Source organism: Chryseobacterium nakagawai, from assembly GCF_900637665.1.
GTDB classification, from domain to species: Bacteria; Bacteroidota; Bacteroidia; order Flavobacteriales; family Weeksellaceae; genus Chryseobacterium; species Chryseobacterium nakagawai.
The window spans coordinates 3,286,192-3,305,010 of sequence record NZ_LR134386.1 but is presented as its reverse complement, the minus strand read 5'-3'; the positions used below and the strand labels follow the sequence as shown (position 1 = coordinate 3,305,010).

Annotated in this window: 16 protein-coding genes; 7 read left to right on the top strand and 9 right to left on the bottom strand. The window is 35.3% G+C overall.

Features of this window, described 5'->3' with window-relative positions; genetic code table 11:
* Positions 1-66 precede the first annotated feature (66 nt).
* From EL260_RS14935 to apaG, 5 genes are all read left to right on the top strand, one after another.
* Positions 67-1,335 (top strand): glucose-1-phosphate adenylyltransferase, encoded by a 1,269-nt coding sequence (locus tag EL260_RS14935; RefSeq protein WP_123856103.1) that lies wholly within the window; start codon positions 67-69, stop codon positions 1,333-1,335.
* Positions 1,336-1,731: 396 nt separating this feature from the next.
* Complete coding sequence (locus EL260_RS14930; protein ID WP_123856102.1) at positions 1,732-2,772, top strand: SRPBCC domain-containing protein; 1,041 nt, start codon at positions 1,732-1,734, stop codon at positions 2,770-2,772.
* Between the two features lie 125 nt (positions 2,773-2,897).
* On the top strand, positions 2,898-5,711 hold the full coding sequence (locus tag EL260_RS14925; RefSeq protein WP_123856101.1) for a 2-oxoglutarate dehydrogenase E1 component: 2,814 nt from the start codon (positions 2,898-2,900) through the stop codon (positions 5,709-5,711).
* A gap of 39 nt (positions 5,712-5,750) precedes the next feature.
* Complete coding sequence (gene odhB, locus EL260_RS14920; protein ID WP_123856100.1) at positions 5,751-7,004, top strand: 2-oxoglutarate dehydrogenase complex dihydrolipoyllysine-residue succinyltransferase; 1,254 nt, start codon at positions 5,751-5,753, stop codon at positions 7,002-7,004.
* Between the two features lie 81 nt (positions 7,005-7,085).
* Complete coding sequence (apaG, locus tag EL260_RS14915) at positions 7,086-7,475, top strand: Co2+/Mg2+ efflux protein ApaG (RefSeq protein WP_123856099.1); 390 nt, start codon at positions 7,086-7,088, stop codon at positions 7,473-7,475.
* 64 nt (positions 7,476-7,539) lie between these two features.
* Here apaG and EL260_RS14910 read toward each other — a convergent pair whose 3' ends face one another.
* From EL260_RS14910 to EL260_RS14900, 3 genes are all read right to left on the bottom strand, one after another.
* A complete protein-coding gene (locus EL260_RS14910) occupies positions 7,540-8,094 on the bottom strand; it encodes a 3'-5' exonuclease (protein ID WP_123856098.1) in 555 nt (184 codons plus the stop codon).
* Positions 8,095-8,192: 98 nt separating this feature from the next.
* Complete coding sequence (locus EL260_RS14905) at positions 8,193-9,176, bottom strand: glycosyltransferase family 2 protein (protein ID WP_123856097.1); 984 nt, start codon at positions 9,174-9,176, stop codon at positions 8,193-8,195.
* A 6-nt stretch (positions 9,177-9,182) separates the two neighbouring features.
* The gene (locus EL260_RS14900; RefSeq protein WP_123856096.1) at positions 9,183-10,067 is read right to left on the bottom strand and encodes a lysophospholipid acyltransferase family protein; all 885 of its coding nucleotides are present in this window, start codon (positions 10,065-10,067) and stop codon (positions 9,183-9,185) included.
* Between the two features lie 80 nt (positions 10,068-10,147).
* On the opposite strand from EL260_RS14900, the gene EL260_RS14895 reads away from it, so the two are divergent.
* Positions 10,148-10,717, top strand: coding sequence for a thioredoxin family protein (locus EL260_RS14895; protein WP_123856095.1), 570 nt, complete (start codon positions 10,148-10,150; stop codon positions 10,715-10,717).
* An 84-nt stretch (positions 10,718-10,801) separates the two neighbouring features.
* Here EL260_RS14895 and EL260_RS14890 read toward each other — a convergent pair whose 3' ends face one another.
* The 4 genes from EL260_RS14890 to EL260_RS14875 all read right to left on the bottom strand — a co-directional run bounded on the left by EL260_RS14890 (position 10,802) and on the right by EL260_RS14875 (position 16,688).
* Entirely contained in the window at positions 10,802-12,187 is a 1,386-nt protein-coding gene (locus EL260_RS14890) for an aldehyde dehydrogenase (RefSeq protein ID WP_394343548.1), read from the bottom strand.
* 296 nt (positions 12,188-12,483) lie between these two features.
* On the bottom strand, positions 12,484-13,914 hold the full coding sequence (locus tag EL260_RS14885) for an MFS transporter (RefSeq protein ID WP_232534812.1): 1,431 nt from the start codon (positions 13,912-13,914) through the stop codon (positions 12,484-12,486).
* 465 nt (positions 13,915-14,379) lie between these two features.
* Positions 14,380-15,426: an HlyD family secretion protein gene (locus EL260_RS14880; protein ID WP_123856092.1), complete on the bottom strand. Its 1,047-nt coding sequence runs from the start codon at positions 15,424-15,426 to the stop codon at positions 14,380-14,382.
* A 5-nt stretch (positions 15,427-15,431) separates the two neighbouring features.
* A complete protein-coding gene (locus EL260_RS14875) occupies positions 15,432-16,688 on the bottom strand; it encodes a TolC family protein (protein WP_123856091.1) in 1,257 nt (418 codons plus the stop codon).
* Between the two features lie 214 nt (positions 16,689-16,902).
* Between EL260_RS14875 and EL260_RS14870 the strand changes: the two genes are divergently transcribed.
* Positions 16,903-17,706 (top strand): helix-turn-helix domain-containing protein, encoded by an 804-nt coding sequence (locus EL260_RS14870; protein ID WP_123856090.1) that lies wholly within the window; start codon positions 16,903-16,905, stop codon positions 17,704-17,706.
* Positions 17,707-17,889: 183 nt separating this feature from the next.
* Here the strand turns inward: EL260_RS14870 and rplI are convergent, their stop codons facing one another.
* Both rplI and rpsR read right to left on the bottom strand, forming a co-directional pair.
* Positions 17,890-18,393 (bottom strand): 50S ribosomal protein L9, encoded by a 504-nt coding sequence (gene rplI / locus EL260_RS14865; protein ID WP_123856089.1) that lies wholly within the window; start codon positions 18,391-18,393, stop codon positions 17,890-17,892.
* Positions 18,394-18,505: 112 nt separating this feature from the next.
* Positions 18,506-18,808 carry a 30S ribosomal protein S18 gene (gene rpsR, locus EL260_RS14860; protein ID WP_034706728.1) on the bottom strand — a complete coding sequence of 101 codons (303 nt, stop codon included), beginning with the start codon at positions 18,806-18,808 and terminating at the stop codon, positions 18,506-18,508.
* Positions 18,809-18,819 lie beyond the last annotated feature (11 nt).

Here is an 18,819-nt window from a genome sequence, read left to right as displayed (position 1 = left end):
TATCAGATTAATCAGACACCGAAAATAGAACAGTAAATTTAATAAAATAAAAAACGCAATATATTTATGAATCCAAATGTAATCTCTATTGTATTGGGCGGAGGCAGAGGAACAAGATTATTCCCGTTAACGTATACCAGATCAAAACCTGCAGTTCCTATTGCTGGAAAATACAGACTGGTGGATATTCCTATTTCAAACTGCCTGAACTCAGGACTAAATAAAATCCTGGTTCTGACTCAGTTTAACTCAGCGTCACTGAACTCGCATATTAAAAATTCTTATCATTTCGATATCTTCAGTCAGGGCTTTGTAGATATTTTAGCTGCTGAGCAGAATGTAGAAAATGACAGCTGGTACCAAGGAACTGCAGATGCAGTGCGCCAGTCCATGAAACATCTTGAAAAGTATGACTATGAATATATCTTAATTCTTTCCGGAGATCAACTTTATCAGATGGATTTTAGAGAAATGCTGGATTTTCATATTGAAAACGGAGGTGATCTTACCATTGCAACCATTCCAGTCAATGCAAAGGATGCAACGGGTTTTGGGATCTTAAAATCCGATGATGATGGAAATATTACCTCTTTCTACGAAAAGCCAGGTTATGATATGCTGGAAGGTTTGCAATCTGAGGTTTCGGAAGAAAATAAAAACAGAGGTAAGGAGTATCTGGCTTCCATGGGGATTTATATCTTCACCAAGACCATTCTTAAGAAGATGTTTGACGAAGGTGCTGGTGATGATTTCGGAAAAGATATTATTCCAAGTTCCATTGGGAAATATAAAACATTAAGTTATCAATATGAAGGATATTGGACGGATATCGGAACCATAGAATCATTCTACGAAGCCAATCTGGATCTTTGTCTGGATCTTCCGCAATTTAACTTGTTTTCTTCCTCTCCAATCTATACAAGAGCGAGAATGCTTCCACCATCAAAAATCAACGGTTCTTATGTGAGTAAGGCTGTTTTCGGAGATGGATGTATCATTATGGCAGATAAAATTGAAAATTCTGTGATTGGAAATAGAACCCGCATAGATAAAGGCAGTACCATTGTTAATTCCTACGTGATGGGAGCAGATTTCTATCAAAATACCACAGAAATTGTTCTTAACGATAGAAATGGTCGTCCGAATATGGGGATTGGGAAATACTGCTATATTGAAAAAGCGATTCTTGATAAAAATTGCTATATCGGAGATAATGTAAAAATTATTGGTGGAAAACATCTTCCGGATGGCGATTATGGAACTTATTCAGTACAGGATGGGATTGTAGTTGTGAAAAAAGGGGCAGTGCTGGCACCGGGAACTCATATTGGGTGAGAAGAAAAGAAGAGGGAGGCTGGAAGATGGAAGTTATCAAAATCGGAGTGATAAATAGTCCCTTTCTTTATTGAAAGACCTGGGAATAATGGTTTTACATTAAGTTATTATTTCACTATGCCATTCCCAATGTAAAGAAGTGAAATGAAGAATCTAAACTATAAATGAGATTCTTCCTTCGCAGGAAATCAAAGATTCGACGTAGCCAATGACAATGGGGTAAAATTTATCAGCACCTAATTTTAATCAAAGAATTATTGGTAATTGTTATAATAACAGTGGTTTACATATTTCATTATCCAGCTTCCAGCCTTTAACTAGGTTAATTATTGTTAAACATACAACCAGAGTGATCGGCATATTGGTCACTTTTTTTATTTGTATTACTTTTGTGCTATGCGTATTTTTAAATATCTAACTGTCCTTATTGTTCTTTTGGGAGGTGCTTATGCTGCTTCTATGTATTATTTTGTGGATGAAAGCAAGAATTTCACCGTGGAGAAAGAAATTGATTACCCGGTAGATAAAGTTTTTGCTCAGTTCAATAATCTCCAGAGCTTTACAAGATGGAACAACTTTTTTACCAGTTCACAATCTATGGATATAGACTATTATACGCCTTATGAAGGACAGGGGAGTGCCATTAGCTATGTAGACAAACAGAATGATACCGATGGTGAAATGTTCATCCTTTATGAGAATCTTAATAAGACTCTAAAATATCAGCTTTTTGAGGATGAAAATGAAAATCCGACATTGGTTGACGTTAAATTTAAGCCTGTTTCTGCTGAAAAGACTAAAATTACGTGGTATGTACATACGCCTAAACTTTCTGTCTGGCGAAGAGTAGAGAACTTCTGGACAGAGGACCGTTTTGCTGAAAATATCAACAAAAGTATGGTTAATCTTAAAAATTCTTTAGGAAATAAGGTTGAAAAAGACAATCAGATGGCAGCCATCAAATATGACAGTCTGATGGTGGAAAATGAAGAAGATAAGCTGTTATTAGGTATCAATGTAAGTACAGCTAATAAAAAAGATGCCCTTTACAAAAATATCGTGATGAATTATAACAAAGTGTATAATTTCGTATCGATGGACCTTGGTAAAAGAGATGATGAATTCGGCTATCCGGTCTTGATGACCGATGCAGATAACTATAAAGACAAAGAAGTTTCTTACTTCCTGGGAATTCCACTTTCCAAGAAAATTGGAGTCTCTGATAATAACTTTAGTTTTAGGTCTGTAAACCCATCACAAAACTACGTAATGTACTACAAAGGCAGCTATGAAGGCCGAATTAAGGCAATTCAGCAGCTGATTCTGAAAGCCAAAAAAGATGAGATGCGCTTCGGAGATATCCGCCAGACCTTTATTGAACGTCCAATGGAAGGTCAGGATGTGAACATTAAGCTCTCATTATCAGTGTATAAGTAATTTTTTTTTAATTATTTTTTTCTTAAGTTTTTTTAACGGTTTCAGACTGTTCTAACTCGGTTTTTTTTATTAAATTTGAAGATTAATTCTACAAATAAATTTTAATAAATAGATAAACTGTAATAATGGACAGATTTTCATTCCTAAACGCAGCTCATTCTCAGTTAATTGAGGATTTATACCAACAATACTTAAAATTCCCGGATTCTTTAGAGCCATCATGGAAAGCTTTCTTTCAAGGCTTCGATTTTGCTTTGGAGAACTATGGAGATGACGATAACATTCAATTTATTCAGGCTCCGGCCAACGCTGCTCCGGCAGTACAACAGATTTCTCAGGCAGTATCAACCGGAGAAGTTCCTGAACACATCAAGAAAGAATTTAAGGTAGTAAACCTTATTGAGGCTTACAGAACAAGAGGGCACCTGTTTACAAAAACAAACCCAGTTAGAGAAAGAAGACACTATACACCTACTTTAGATATCGAGAACTTCGGTCTATCTACAGCAGATTTAAATACAAAATTCAATTGTGCCGTTGAAACAGGGATGAAAGAGCCTGCTACTTTAGCAGACCTTATCAAACACCTTGAGAATATCTACTGTGATTCTATCGGAGTAGAATATACATACATCAACAACGTTGAAGAAAAAGATTTTATCAAAAAATGGCTTCAGGTAAATGAAAACCACCCAAGCCTTTCTGCGAACGAAAAAACAGAGATTTTATTAAAATTAAATCAGGCTGTAGCCTTTGAAAATTATCTTCATACAAAATTTGTAGGTCAGAAAAGATTCTCACTAGAAGGTGGAGAAACATTAATCCCAGCTTTAGATCAATTGATCTCAAGATCTTCTCAATTAGGAGTTGATGAAGTTGTTCTAGGAATGGCTCACAGAGGAAGATTAAATGTTTTAACCAATATTTTCGGAAAGTCTTACAAGCAGATCTTCTCAGAATTTGAAGGTAAAGAATTTGAAGAGGATGTATTCTCAGGTGATGTTAAATATCACTTAGGATCATCTAAAAAGATCAAAACTGCTTCAGGAGAAGAAGTGAGTATCAACCTTACGCCTAATCCGTCTCACCTTGAAACTGTAGCTGCCTTAGTAGAGGGTATTTGCCGTGCAAAAGTAGATGATAAATACAAAGACTATTCTAAAGTGTTACCAATTATCATTCATGGTGATGGTGCTATTGCAGGGCAAGGTATTGCTTACGAAGTAGCTCAGATGATGACTTTGGAAGGCTATAGAACAGGAGGTACAGTTCATATCGTTGTAAATAACCAGGTTTCATTTACAACAAACTACATGGATGCAAGATCTTCAACCTACTGTACAGACATTGCAAAAGTTACAGAATCTCCTGTAATGCACGTAAATGCTGACGATGCAGAAGCTGTAGTTCACGCCATCCATTTTGCTGCTGACTTCAGAGCGAAATTCGGAAAAGATGTGTATATTGACCTTTTAGGATATAGAAAATACGGTCACAATGAAGGGGATGAGCCAAGATTTACTCAGCCTAATCTATATAAAACAATTTCAAAGCACCCGAATCCAAGAGAAATTTATAAAGAAAAATTACTTAAGGATAGTATTACTTCAAATGATGTAATTGCTAAAATGGAAACGGAATTCAAAGCACTGTTAGATAAGGACTTTGACGCTTCTAAGGAAATTGAGAAAAACGTAATGGATTTGTTTATGGCTGATGATTGGACGAACTATCCAATTGGAAAAAGAGGAGCTGTTCAATCGCAGGTTGATACTCAATATGACTTAGCTAAATTGAAAGAATTAGCACTTAAAATGTCTACGCTTCCTGCTGATAAAAAATTCCTTAACAAGATTACAAGACTGTTCGAAAACCGTATCAAAGCTATTGAAGGAGATTCATTAGACTGGGCGTTAGGAGAGTGGTTAGCATATGCAACACTACTTGTAGAAGGTCACAATGTAAGAATCTCAGGAGAAGATGTGGAGAGAGGAACATTCTCCCACAGACACGCCGTTGTAAAAACAGAAGATACAGAAGAAGAATATATCCCGTTAAGACACGTTTCAGAAAGTAGATTTGATGTATTCAACTCTCACCTTTCAGAATATGGTGTTTTAGGTTTCGATTACGGATATGCAATGGCATCTCCAAATACCTTAACCATCTGGGAGGCTCAGTTCGGTGATTTTGTGAATGGTGCTCAGATTATCGTTGACCAATACTTAGCTGCTGCAGAAGAAAAATGGAAACTTCAGAACGGATTGGTAATGTTATTGCCTCACGGTTCAGAAGGTCAGGGTGCGGAACACTCTTCAGCAAGATTGGAAAGATTCCTAACACTTTGTGCTAATGAAAACATGGTAGTAGCCAATATTACTTCTCCTGCCAACTACTTCCACTTATTGAGAAGGCAATTGAAATGGGGGTTCAGAAAGCCATTGATCGTAATGAGCCCTAAATCTTTATTGAGACATCCAAAAGTAGTTTCTCCACTTGAAGATTTCGCAACAGGTACATTCCAGCCAATCTTAGATGATCCAAGTGCAGATCCTAAAAAAGTAGAAAAGTTAGTTCTTTGTTCAGGTAAATTATACTTCGAATTATTAGCGAAGAAAGAAGAATTGAACTGTGAAAATATTGCATTAGTAAGATTTGAGCAGTTATATCCACTTCAGACAGATGCTATTGAAGCAATCTTCAACAAATACGAAAACAGAACACAATTGGTGTGGGCCCAGGAAGAACCTGAAAACATGGGAGCTTGGTCTTATATCCTGAGAAACTTCAGAGATACAGGTATCCAGGTAGTATCCCCGGTACCAAGCGGTGCTCCGGCTCCAGGTAGCCACAAAATGTTTGAGAAAAACCAAAATGCAGTAATCAACAGAGTTTTTGATAGAGATGATGCTCCAGCAAAAAGACCCGTTACAGCTTAATTTAAATAATATCCAATTAAAAAATAAAAAATACTCGATATGTCAGTTTTAGAAATGAAAGTTCCTTCACCGGGCGAATCAATCACAGAAGTTGAAATTGCAACTTGGCTAGTAAAAGATGGTGATTATGTAGAAAAAGATCAGCCTATCGCAGAAGTAGACTCAGACAAAGCAACTCTTGAATTGCCTGCAGAACAAAGTGGGATTATCACTTTAAAAGCAGAAGAAGGTGATGTGGTACAAGTAGGTCAGGTAGTTTGTTTAATTGATATGGATGCTGCAAGACCAGAAGGTGCTGCACCTGCTGCTGAAGCTCCAAAACAGGAAGAAGCTCCAAAAGCGGCTGAACCTGCTAAACAAGAAGCTCCAAAACCAGCTGCTCCGGTTGCTGCTCCACAAACTTATGCTACAGGAGCTCCATCTCCATCAGCTAAGAAAATCCTTGATGAAAAAGGAATGGATGCTGCTCAGGTTTCAGGGACAGGAAGAGACGGAAGAATCACTAAGACTGATGCTGAATTAGCTGCAGTTCCTGCATTAGGAGGAAGTCCTCTTACGGCTACAGGTTCTAGATCCACAACAACAACTAAACTTTCAGTATTAAGAAGAAAAATAGCTCAGAGACTAGTTTCTGTGAAGAATGAAACAGCAATGTTAACAACTTTCAACGAAGTTGACATGTCTGAAATCTTCAGATTAAGAAAACTATATAAAGAAGAATTTGCTCAAAAGCATGGAGTTGGACTTGGTTTCATGTCTTTCTTTACAAAAGCGGTTACAAGAGCATTAGAAATGTATCCTGATGTAAATGCATCAATTGACGGAGATTTCAAAATAAACTATGATTTCTGTGATATTTCAATTGCCGTTTCTGGTCCTAAAGGATTAATGGTTCCTGTATTGAGAAATGCAGAAAATATGTCTTTCAGCGCAGTTGAAGCAAACATCAAAGATCTTGCTACCAAAGTAAGAGACGGTAAAATTACAGTTGACGAAATGACTGGTGGTACTTTCACCATTACAAATGGTGGTACTTTCGGATCTATGCTGTCTACACCAATCATCAACCCACCACAATCTGCAATCTTAGGAATGCACAACATTATCCAGAGACCAGTTGCTGTTGATGGACAAGTTGTAATCAGACCAATGATGTACGTGGCAATGTCTTATGACCACAGAATTATCGACGGAAAAGAATCTGTAGGATTCCTTGTAGCGGTAAAAGAAGGTATTGACAATCCTGTTCAGGTATTAATGGGAGGTGATGAAAGAAAAGGCCTTGGATTATAGTTTTTAATAAAATTATAACGCAAATATATAATCTCGCCTTAAAAAAGGCGAGATTTTTGTATCTATTAAGAAAATACTACAATGATGTTTTCAAAAATGACTTCCAATATCAAAGTTTCAGTAATACCTGAATATGATAGTAAAAACAGTTATCCATCCGAAAACCGTTATGTTTTCAAGTACAATATCACCATAGAAAATGACGGAAGCTTTCCTATAAAAGTACTGAAAAGAAAATGGCTCATCTTTGATGTAGGATTCGGATTCACAGAGATTATAGGGGATGGAATTATCGGCCTGACTCCAGAGATAGGAACCGGTGAAAATTTCGCTTATTTCTCCAATGTAATGCTCCGTTCCGGAGTAGGAAATATGAGTGGAAAATACCTGGTTAAAAACCTAGAAACACAGGAGACTTTTGAGATTGATATCCCAAAATTTAACTTGCTCTCTGAAGTACTAAGTAATTAAAATAGTTTTTGTCATAGAAAATGACTGATGCAGGTACCGGAACCCGGGTCTGTTAGCTGTATTATTAGAGCTTTTTAATTTTTGCCTTCATATATTCATTTACTTCATCATTACTGGTGAGGAAGAGTTTCTCAAATGCCAATAAAGATATCTTTGCACAAACTTCTGCATCAGCACCCGCTCTGTGGTGATTGAACTTGATGTTATGGTATTCGGCAAGTGGCTTTAGTCCATATTTTGGAAGATAATTCCATGATTTCTTTGCAAGCTGTATACTGCACAGATAGTTGAGTTGTGGGGTAAACATGCCATAATGTTCCAGACAGCCTCTTAAAACAGAAGCATCAAAACCTGCGTTGTGAGCAATCATTAAGCTTCCATACATCATTTCCTGTGCCTCATACCAAATTTCATCAAAGGTAGGAGCATCCTGTACATCTTCAGGTTGTATCCCATGTACAGCAACATTGAATTTACTGAAATAAGGAAAACTAGGAGGTTTTATCAACCATGTTTTGGTTTCTACAATTGTAGAGTCCTGTACTACACAGATTCCCATCTCACATGCAGAGCTTTTTTCATGTGTGGCCGTTTCAAAATCTATTGCACAGAAATCCATTGAGATAATTTGATATTTAAAATGTATAGTTTGATATTAGTCAGTTGTAACACTTCTTATCTAAAAATATTCTACTGAGAACATTTCTAGCCTTTCTATTATTTTTTATTTCCGCCCAAGAAATGTTTAAAAATCAGCCATTCTGACTGATAGAATTGATCTTTATGATGCTTCTGACGAAGTTTCCATGTTCCGGGAAGTTGGGCATAAAAACCAAAATGTGCTCTTACAACGGCCCAAAGGTGAGGGAAACCATGTTTTAATCCAAAATAGATTCCAGCGATACCATCCAGACAAAGTCTGAAAAAGATCAGCCAGATCAGCTTAGGAAATGGTAAGTTTTTAAGCATCATAGACAAGTTATTTCTGATGTTTAAATAGGTTTTCTGAGCGCTTTGTTTATTTAAAGTTCCCCCGCCTACATGATACACTTTAGACTTTCCGGTATAAAAGATCTTCTTTCCTGAATTGATAAGCCTCCAGCAAAGGTCAATTTCTTCTTGGTGGGCAAAAAATCGTTCATCAAAACCTTTCTGTTCCCAAAAATCTTTGGAACGGATAAAAAAGCAACATCCCGATGCCCAGAAGATCTCTGTTTCATCGTCATATTGGCCTTTATCCTCCTCAAGATCATCAAAAATACGCCCTCGGCAGTAAGGATAACCTAGATTATCAATCAGCCCGCCCCCAGCTCCTGCAAATTCGAAGAAATTTTTATTATTAAAGGATAAAACCTTAGGTTGAATAGCCGAAATTTTAGTGTCTTTTTCAAATAGAGCCAATAGGGGTTCTATCCAATTTTCAGTAACCTCTACATCAGAATTGAGAAGGCAGTAATATTGATTGGTTATTGCCTTTAACCCCTCATTATATCCGCCGGCAAATCCGTAGTTTTTATCATTTTTAATAATTTTTACGGTAGGGAAATGCGTGTTCAGATATGCTATAGAATCATCTGTAGAAAGGTTATCAATAACATAAATATCTGCATTTTGAGAAAATTGAACTACACTCGGAAGAAATTTTTCCAGCCAATTTTTCCCATTCCAGTTTAAGATGGCAACTGCCAGTTTTTTCTGCATGTACATCTAATTTTTTTCAGAATCAAGAAACTTAATAGAATCCTGATACTTCCACTTTCTGTGGGACCAAAGATAATTGTCCGGATGCTTATGTAAGGTATTTTCAAGCATTTTATGGAATTTTCTTACCACTTCATGCTCCGTAAATTTTTCCTGATCCGGATAGATTCTGTAGTAATTAACCTGGTAATACCCACGTTTTACTTTTTTCATTTCACAATAAATAAAAGCAAGATCCATTCGGGTAGCTAATTTATCATAACCAATGAAAGCAGGTGTTCGTTGATTTAAAAATTCTAAACCATACGTAACATGAGAAAAATGTGGAGTCTGATCTGCCACAAACATATAGATAGAATCACCGTTATTAGGCGATTTGAATATATTTCTGATGACTTCATTAGCTTCCAGTGCTTCATTCCCAAATTTATTACGAACCTTTTTCATCTGGTTTTCCCAAAAATTACTGTTTACTTTTCTGTAGACGGGATGACAGTGCTTTTGTGGGACTATTTTTGCCAAAGCATTAATCCATTCCCAGTTAAAGACGTGGCCGGCAAGTAAAATGATATTTTTACCTTCCGCTTTCACTTCGTGAAACAGATCCTGATTAATGTGCTGCATTCGGACTCTGGCTTCAGTTTCAGAAATGCTGAATGATTTGATAGTTTCTACCAGATAATCGGAAAAATTGCCATAGAATTTTTTTCGAATTTGTCTGATCTCGTCCTCAGATTTATCAGGAAAGGAATTTCTAAGGTTTTGGGTAATCACCTTCTTTCTATAACCTACAAGATAGTAATTTAAGAAGAATATAACGTCCGAAAAAATATATAATATTCTAAGCGGAAGTTTTGAGATGAAAAATAATATTTTGATTAAAAAGCTCATAAAACAGGCAAATTTAGTGATAATAAAATTATGGTTCTATTTTTGTAGGGAGATAAGTAATTTTTTTTTATTTTTATGTTATGAAAAAATCAGCAATTTTAGCTTTTCTGGGATTAAGTGTATTAGGCTTTTCACAGAATACCAATATACCGAAAGAAGAAAAAGTACGAGATAATACGCTTTTGGTAAAAACTGATCATGCAGAGTTGGATGCGAAGAAGAAAGCTGCAGAAGAAAAAGCAAAACTTCCTAAACCATATAATCCAAAAGCTGATGCACAGGCAGATATTAATAAATTAGTAGCCCAAGCGAAGAAAGAAGGAAAAAATATTATACTTCAGGCTGGCGGAAACTGGTGCATCTGGTGTCTTCGATTTAATAACTTTGTACAGGGAACTCCTGAATTGAAAGAATTAGTAGATAAAAACTATTTATACTATCACCTGAATTATTCTCCGGATAACAAAAATGAGAAAGTTTTTGCTCAATATGATAATCCTGGTGAAAAATTCGGATATCCTGTATTTATCGTTTTAGATAAAAACGGTAAAATGATTAAAGTTCAACAGAGTGATGTATTCGAAGAAGGAAAAGGGTACAGTAAGGACAAGGTAAAAGAGTTTTTCAAGACTTGGAAGCCAAAAGCATAAAAATAATACTAAGGTTGTTTCAAATAGAAATAACCTTTTTTATTTTTCACAAAAGAGTGGATGTGATTTTGAGATCTTTAAGAATTACAAAAATCTTTTAATCCAGCTTAATTTTTTTTCAGAATAAGGTGGATATTTAATATTAGGTTCGCCCCATGTAGCTTTTTCCAGAACAGATTTTTGATGAGAAAATGCTTCAAAACCGAATTTTCCATGATAATTTCCTATTCCTGAGTTTCCTACGCCTCCAAACGGTAAGTTATCATTACTTAAATGCATCACAACATCATTAATACATCCACCTCCAAAAGATAATCTTTGGGTAAAGTTTTCCTTTTCTTCAGTATTATTGGAAAAAAGATAAGCTGCCAGAGGTTTTTCCAGTTCCAATATTGCATTTAAAGCCATGTTATAATTTTTAAAACCGATAACCGGTAAAAGCGGTCCGAAAATTTCTTCCTGCATGATAAGATCGTTCCAATCTATATTGTGAAGAATAGTAGGTTCTATATATCGTTTTTGTTCATCAGAATTTCCTCCGAAGTAGATTTTCTCGTTATCAATAAGACTGATCAATCGTTGAAAATTTCTTGTATTGATGATTTTTGTATACTGTTCCGAATCCGGGCTATATTTAAATTCTTTAATGTATTTTCTCAACATTTCCAGAAACTGTTCCTGAACGGCTTCTTCTACCAATAAGTAATCAGGAGCAACACAGGTTTGACCGGCATTCAGGAATTTTCCCCAGACTATTCTTTTAGCTGCAATGTCAAGATTGGCATTTTTAGTAACAATGGCTGGTGATTTTCCACCCAGTTCGAGGACAACAGGTGTTAAGTGTTCTGCTGCAGCTTTGTATACTATTTTTCCCACTTTAGTACTTCCCGTAAAGAATATTTTGTCAAACTTTAGCTTCAGAAGTTCTGTAGTTTCATCAATACCACCTTCATATACATAAAGATATTCCGGGGGGAAATTTTTATTGATGATAGTAGACATCGCCTTCATCGTATTTTCAGCAATTTCACTGGGTTTTAAAATGCAACAGTTTCCGGCACCAATAGCCGCAATAATAGGAGAGAGGGATAATTGATAAGGATAATTCCATGCTCCGATGACCAGAATATTACCCAAAGGTTCAGAGTAAATTTTACTTTTTCCAAGCTGATTCGCCAGATTTGTACTTACTTTTTGGGGCTTTGCAAATGACTTTAGATTTTTCAGATAATAATCAATGTCATTCAGAACAAATGCGATTTCTGTGGTGAAGGTATCAAATTTAGATTTTCCAAAATCATTGTAAATAGCCTCATATAATAGGCTTTCGTTGGAAATGATAAGGCTTCTGAGCTTTTCAAGATACATTTTTCTGAAGGCAATACTTTTGGTTTGCTGTGTTTTAAAAAAGTCTCTTTGGCTCTGTAAAATTTTTTCAATTTCCATACGATGGCTTTTTAAAGTACTGATGTGATGATAATGAGAGGGATGCAACAAGAAACCGGCCAAAGTTGGTCATTTAAAGATTGTATAGATTTTAAAACGCCATGATCACTAAGATAATTTCAATACTGCTTATTTTCCGTTTGCAAAGGGACTTCATTCAGCAAAGACCCTTTGCTAAGTGAAATGCCCTTGTGAACGTTTATAAAGTATTTTATTGTGAGCTTTTGCGAACATTGCGTTAAGAATAAAGAAATTGCCTTAATCTGAACCGAAGTCACAGGTTATTTAATACTTTAAGAAATTCTATCTTCCTTTTTTCATTACATAATATTCCTTACTGCTATTTTAACCGGATGGTAAAGCAGTAAAAGGAGAGCTGTAACGAAAGCGAGCCAGAATAAACCTGTGAATATCTCCATATTGGAAAGCAGGATAGATTGAGCGGTTATTTTTGCTTTAAAAGCTCCTGCTGTCATCGATAATGATTCATTTACCGGAAGTTTTGAGATATTGGCTCCAAAAATCTGGTTCCATTGGTTGTAGAAAACAGGATTGGTATCTGTAAGATTGAAGCTTAAGACATCCGAGTGTTTTAACGTTAAAAATAATATTCCATTTTGCATTAAAGCATATCCAATGGCAGTAGCCCAGAAACGGGTAGTAGTTCCCATTGCACTGGCGTTCGCCACATATTCTTCCGGCATTCCTGAAATCAGAAAGAATACGAGAGGAGTAAATAATAGACCTTGTGCCACTCCCTGAAGGAATAAAGGCGGACAGATGGTTGTAAGTGTGGTATCAGGATAAAAGGTGTAGGTAAACCAGGCACAGTCTATTGCCAGTAAAAGAAAACCTGTAAAAAATACAATTCTGGAAGAAACACCACGAACCAGGCAAATTCCTGATAAAAGTACTCCGATCAGTGTTCCTGCCACATTCCAGTACTGGATATTGACAATATAATCCCATGGCCATTTCCATACCGTTGCCATAATACTGTATACATTATTTAACCCTGAACGAATAAGATAAAAGATGAAAAACAGGATCATTCCCACAATCACATTTTTAGAACTGAAAACTTCAAAATGAAATAAAGGGCGTTTTGAATTCCTTTGTTTCAACATAAACAAACCTCCGGAAATGAGAAATATAAACAAACAAATAATGATAGAATCAGACTCAAGCCACATCTGTCTTTTTCCATAAACAATAGCATAGGCCCCGGCTTGAAGACAAACCCAAAGGAAAAACCAACTTGGAATATCCATTTGGTATAATGGTTTTTTAGGAAAGAAACGATTTCTGTTGAAAATGACGAAGCCTAAAATCAAGACAAAAACATGGAAATAGGCCATCATTAAAATCATATGTTGGTAGTTATAATCTTGAATGCTTGATTTAAGTAAGGTTGTAGTTACTGTTCCTCCTGTCAGCATAAGTGCATACATGAAAAGATAAGCAATCACTTTAGCATGTCTTGTTTTTAATTCAGCTATGATTAATGGCAGAAAAATAGCACCTTCCAGCAATCCGAAGAATCCTTCTAAAAAACGGATCACCAGAATTACATGATAATCATTGGTGACGGATAAGATATAAAGAAGAATAACTGAAACAGAAGACATTAGCAAGACATAATATTTTACACTGAAATAAGACATGAATCGCTGTAATACCAAAAGTGTGACTACAAAAGTTCCATACATCAGCATCATTAAATATTGAATATCGTCTGAATCTACATCCATAAAAGAGGATGTAAAGGCACTATTGGAATGCAGTAATGATAACAACATAATGTGCGGAAATAAAGCCATTATGAGAAGAGGCAATTTCAACCATTGTGGTAACCATTTATGATAAACTGTATTGTGTTGCATAGTTGTTTAGAAAGCTAATAAAATGGATAAATTCACTTTTTAGCTAATTGTTATAATGAAAATGCGAAAAGACAAAAGGGCAAAGGGGTAAAAGTAAAAGGGAAAATGACAAATATGCTTAAAGAAAAAATGAGCAGATCTGTATTTTGCGGTTTTGCCTTTTCGCAGAAAAAATAATTTGAAGATTTGAAAATATGAGAGTTTGAAAACGATAGTAAAACCAAATATTTTTGTACTCTAATACTCTAATACTCTAATACTCTAATACTCTAATACTCTAATACTCTAATACTCTAATACTCTAATACTCTAATACTCTAATACTCTAATACTCTAAATCTTCTTAGCGCTCACCAGAACATTCATTCCTGAAAGCAGTTTTTCATTTTCTTTGCTATTATCCAGAATTATTTTTATAGGAAATCTCTGTTCAATTTTTACGAAATTTCCTGTTGCATTATCCGGTTTTATAAGAGAGAACTGAGATCCTGATGCAGGGGATATAGAAAGAATTTTTCCTTTGAACTCAATATTTGGATAAGCATCTGCAGTGATAATGACTTCCTTGTTTTGATCGATCTGACCAAGTTGAGTTTCCTTATAGTTGGCAATAATCCACTTTTCTTTGCTTACGATTTGTACCAATGCCTGTCCTTCTTTAATAAGCTGTCCTTCCTGAATCGTTTTTTTTCCTACCCAGCCGTCATAAGGAGCTGTGATTGTAGTGTATGAAAGGAATAATTTAGCATTATTAAGACTGGCTGAACTCTGTTGAATCTGGCTTTTAGCTGGTGCTACTTTTGTCTGTTGCTCATTAGCGCCTGCTCTTACCGCATTTTTTTGCTGTTCCAGGGCTAGAAGATTTGCTTTGGATTGTTCATAAGATGCTTTTACATTTTCAAATTCCTGTTCTGTAGCGGCATCTTCTGATAGAAGATTTTTGTATCTTTTGTAATCCTGTTCAGTTCTCCAGATATCAATTCTTGCAGAAGCAATTTTAGCATCAATAATTTTCGTATCACTTTGTTTTGTGTTTACACTGCTTTGAATGGTTGTAATATTTTCAGTAGTAGTAGTGAGATTCGCTTCAGCCATATGTACCTGATTGACAAATTCTCTGTTGTCAATAACAATGAGTGTATCTCCTTTGTGTACAAACTGATTTTCATTAAACTTAATGCTTTTGATAAAGCCTGAAACCTTACTGGAAACCGGAGTGATATATTGTTCGATCTGTGCATCGTTGGTTGTAACATTTTTTCTCGAAAAAAGATAGAAGCTTACCATTCCCGTGACTCCGCTGATGATAAGAATCCATGCCAATAAAGTAATGGTTTTATTGATTCTTTTTTCCTTTTGTGTCAGTTGTTTCTGTGCCATAGTTTTTATAAGTTTCCAATCGTATATTGGAGTTGATAGTATTTTAATTGTCTGTTAATTTTTACGGAAATAAGATTAGATTCGGCTTCCAGATACGTATTGTCTGCATCAATCAATTCAGTAATAAGGCTTAGTTTATTCACATATTTTGTTCTTACAATACGATAGTTTTCCTTAGCCTGATTAATTGCTTCTTCTGCAATTTTTACTTTTTGATCAGTTTCTTCAAACTTTTTGTATGCCTCATACACAGTATGTCTTACCTTTTCTTCGTTTTCCTCAATCTGTAGTTTGGCAAGATCAATGTTTTCTCTGGCTTCCTGCATTTTGTATTTGTTTTTGTACAGATTTTCGATCGGATAGGTAAGGTTCAGGCCAATCATTCCCAAACGGTAAGCATAAGGTTCAGGCGGAAAGAACATCATGTTCGGATATTTTAAGAAATATTCTCCACCAGCAACTACTTTGGGTAAATAATTGGCTTTAGTGATTTTCTGATCCAGCTCTTTTAATGAAAGATTCTTGTGAGTAATTTCAACCGATTCATTTTTATTTAAGGCTGTCTCTGTTAACTCTTCAATATAAGGGATTGCTGCTTTATCAGAGATCAGGTCCTCCGTATCCACATGCATTTCCTGCTGTTCCGGAAGAGAAAGAATAGTTTTCAGCTTATGTTCTGCAATCTGTATATCATTATCCAGTTCTGTCCAGCTCATTTTGTGGTTAGAAAGCTGTAATGAAGTTCTCAATACTTCGTTCACGGTAACTACTCCATTAGCTTTTAATGCTTTTACTTGCTTAATGTTCACCGAATCTTCTTTCATCTTATCATTAATAAGCGACTGTTGTTCTTTTAAATGATGGATTTGAAGAAAAGCGGTAATTACTTCCATTTTAAGCTGTCTCTCATCCAGATGTGTTTTTAAAGTTGAAATTTCAGTATCAATGGCTGCTTTTTTCTCTGTATTTTTTATTTTGCCACCCATATAAACAGGAATAGATGCAGATAGCGTAAAATCATACATTCCATTGATCGCATCGTATTTTGTAGGTTTATTAAATACGCCATCCTGGTATTGAAAAAGATTGGTCACCTGATTATAACTGGTATGAAATTCAATATCTGGAAGTTTTTCCATTTTCAGATCCTTCTCATTTGTAACAGACATTTCCTGTTTTAAATGACTGATCTGGATATTCTTGTTATTTTTTAAACCAATTTCTATAGCCTGTTGCAGACCAAGGTGTTGGTAGTCTATCATTTGTGAGTGTAAAAAGTTGCTCAATAATAAGCACAACGCGATGCACCGATATCGGCATGCGTTAAATATCATATTCATAAATTAATTAAAGGATTTTTGCTAAGATGATTTTGATACTGCAAATTTACGACGATGGTTGGTGGACACGATTTGTGAAAACAGAAAAAGATTTGTTCATTTGCGCCATTTTAAAAATTCTTCCTATCTTTATTTCATGAATGACAGTCATTTTAAAGAAGTAGAAGACGATGATGCCGAATTTTACATATATCATGTCCTTACCGGAAATGTTACTACAGATATCCATTATCATAGTTCTGCCCAATTGGTATATGCAGAAGGAGGTATTGTACATGTCTTTACAGATCTGAAACACTGGTATCTTCCCGCAAGATGTTTCATGTGGATTCCTGCTGGTACACCACATTATCTTTTTTCTACCAGCCCAAAAGTGGATCTGTATAATTTTTATTTTAAAAAAGAAGCTGATAAAAATGGCTTTTTTGATGAAATTAATATTTATTCTGTCAATGAATTACTAAGGGAGATGATTTTATACACCAAAGATTGGAATGGAAAAGTGACAAAAAATGATCAATCTAAATATTATTTTCTCAAAGCACTTAAAGGTGTTTTACAAGAAAAAAAGCACAAACATCTGGCATTTCCAATACAGCATCCCTTTCCCAAAGATGAAACATTATTAAAGATTGCCAGATATATTCATGCCAACCTTGAAAAACCCCTAACAATCGAATCTACAGCTAAAGAATTCGGTATGGGTACAAGAACTCTTTCTAGAAAATTCAAGGAGATTTTGGGCATGAATTACGTTCGTTTCCTGCGAGCTTTAAGAATTACCCGTTCTTTAGAATTAATGCTGGAAGGAAAATATAATATGTATGAGATTGCAATGATGGTTGGCTATAACAGCTTGTCTTCTTTCAGCAATATTTTTAAAAAAGTAATTGGAGTAGCTCCAACGGAATATCAGCAGAAACTGAGAGGGGATAGATAGTTTGAGGGGTTTAGAACGAGAGAATTGTGACGCGTGTTTAGAGATATGGGATGAAAATATTTTATATTATTGCTTGTTAGAATTTTCTGTATCTCTTTTCTGAAGAGGGGATTTTTTGATCAGAAAAAAACCACTTCAAATAAATGAAGTGGTCTTGTATGGTGAGAAAATCTCAGTCGCTTATTAAGCTTCTTCAGATTTAGCTTCTTCTTTCTTTGCAGCAGGTGCAGCTACAACTGGAGCGTCAGATACGATATCGAATTCGAAATTGTACTCAACGTTTCTGTGTAATCTGATGTTTGCAGTTACTTTACCAGTTCTCTTAATAGTGTTCCCTGGGATTTTGATGTATTTCTTCTCTACAGAAACTCCAGCTTTAGCAAGAGCAGCAGAAAGATCTGCATTGTTGATAGATCCGAATAATTTATCACCAGAACCTACTTTTGCAGGAATAGTGATAGAAGTTTTCTTCAATTGATCTACTACAGCGTTAGCAGCAGCGATTAATTTAGCTTCTTCTTCTTTTCTAGCTTCCAAAGTTGCTTCAAGAGCTGCTTTGTTTTTAGGGGTAGCCAAAAGTGCAATTCCCTGAGGAAGTAAGAAGTTTCTAGCATAACCTGGCTTTACGCTTACTGTATCAAACTCAAGTCCTAAGTTTTCTACGTCTTGTTTTAGGATGATATCCATTGTTGTTGTCCTTTTTTAAGATTTTAGAGTTGTGTCTAAAATCAAGTTAGAATTAATTATTTATTCAGCAACAAAAGAAGAGATTGCTCTCTTCTTTTATTTATTTTTTGTCTTATTTCAATAAGTCAGCTACGTAAGGTAGTAAAGAAAGGTGTCTTGCTCTTTTGATAGCAGCAGAAACTTTTCTTTGGTATTTTAAAGAAGTTCCAGTGTATCTTCTTGGTAAGATTTTACCTTGCTCGTTTACAAACTGTAATAAGAAATCAGCATCTTTGTAATCAACGTGCTTAATTCCGTATTTTTTGAATCTACAATATTTCTTTTCAGATTTTGTGTTGATATCAAGTGGAGTAAGGAATTTTACTTCTGATTCTCCTCCAGCTGAGGCTTGTTTAGCCATTTCATCTATTGCCATGTCTTGTCTTT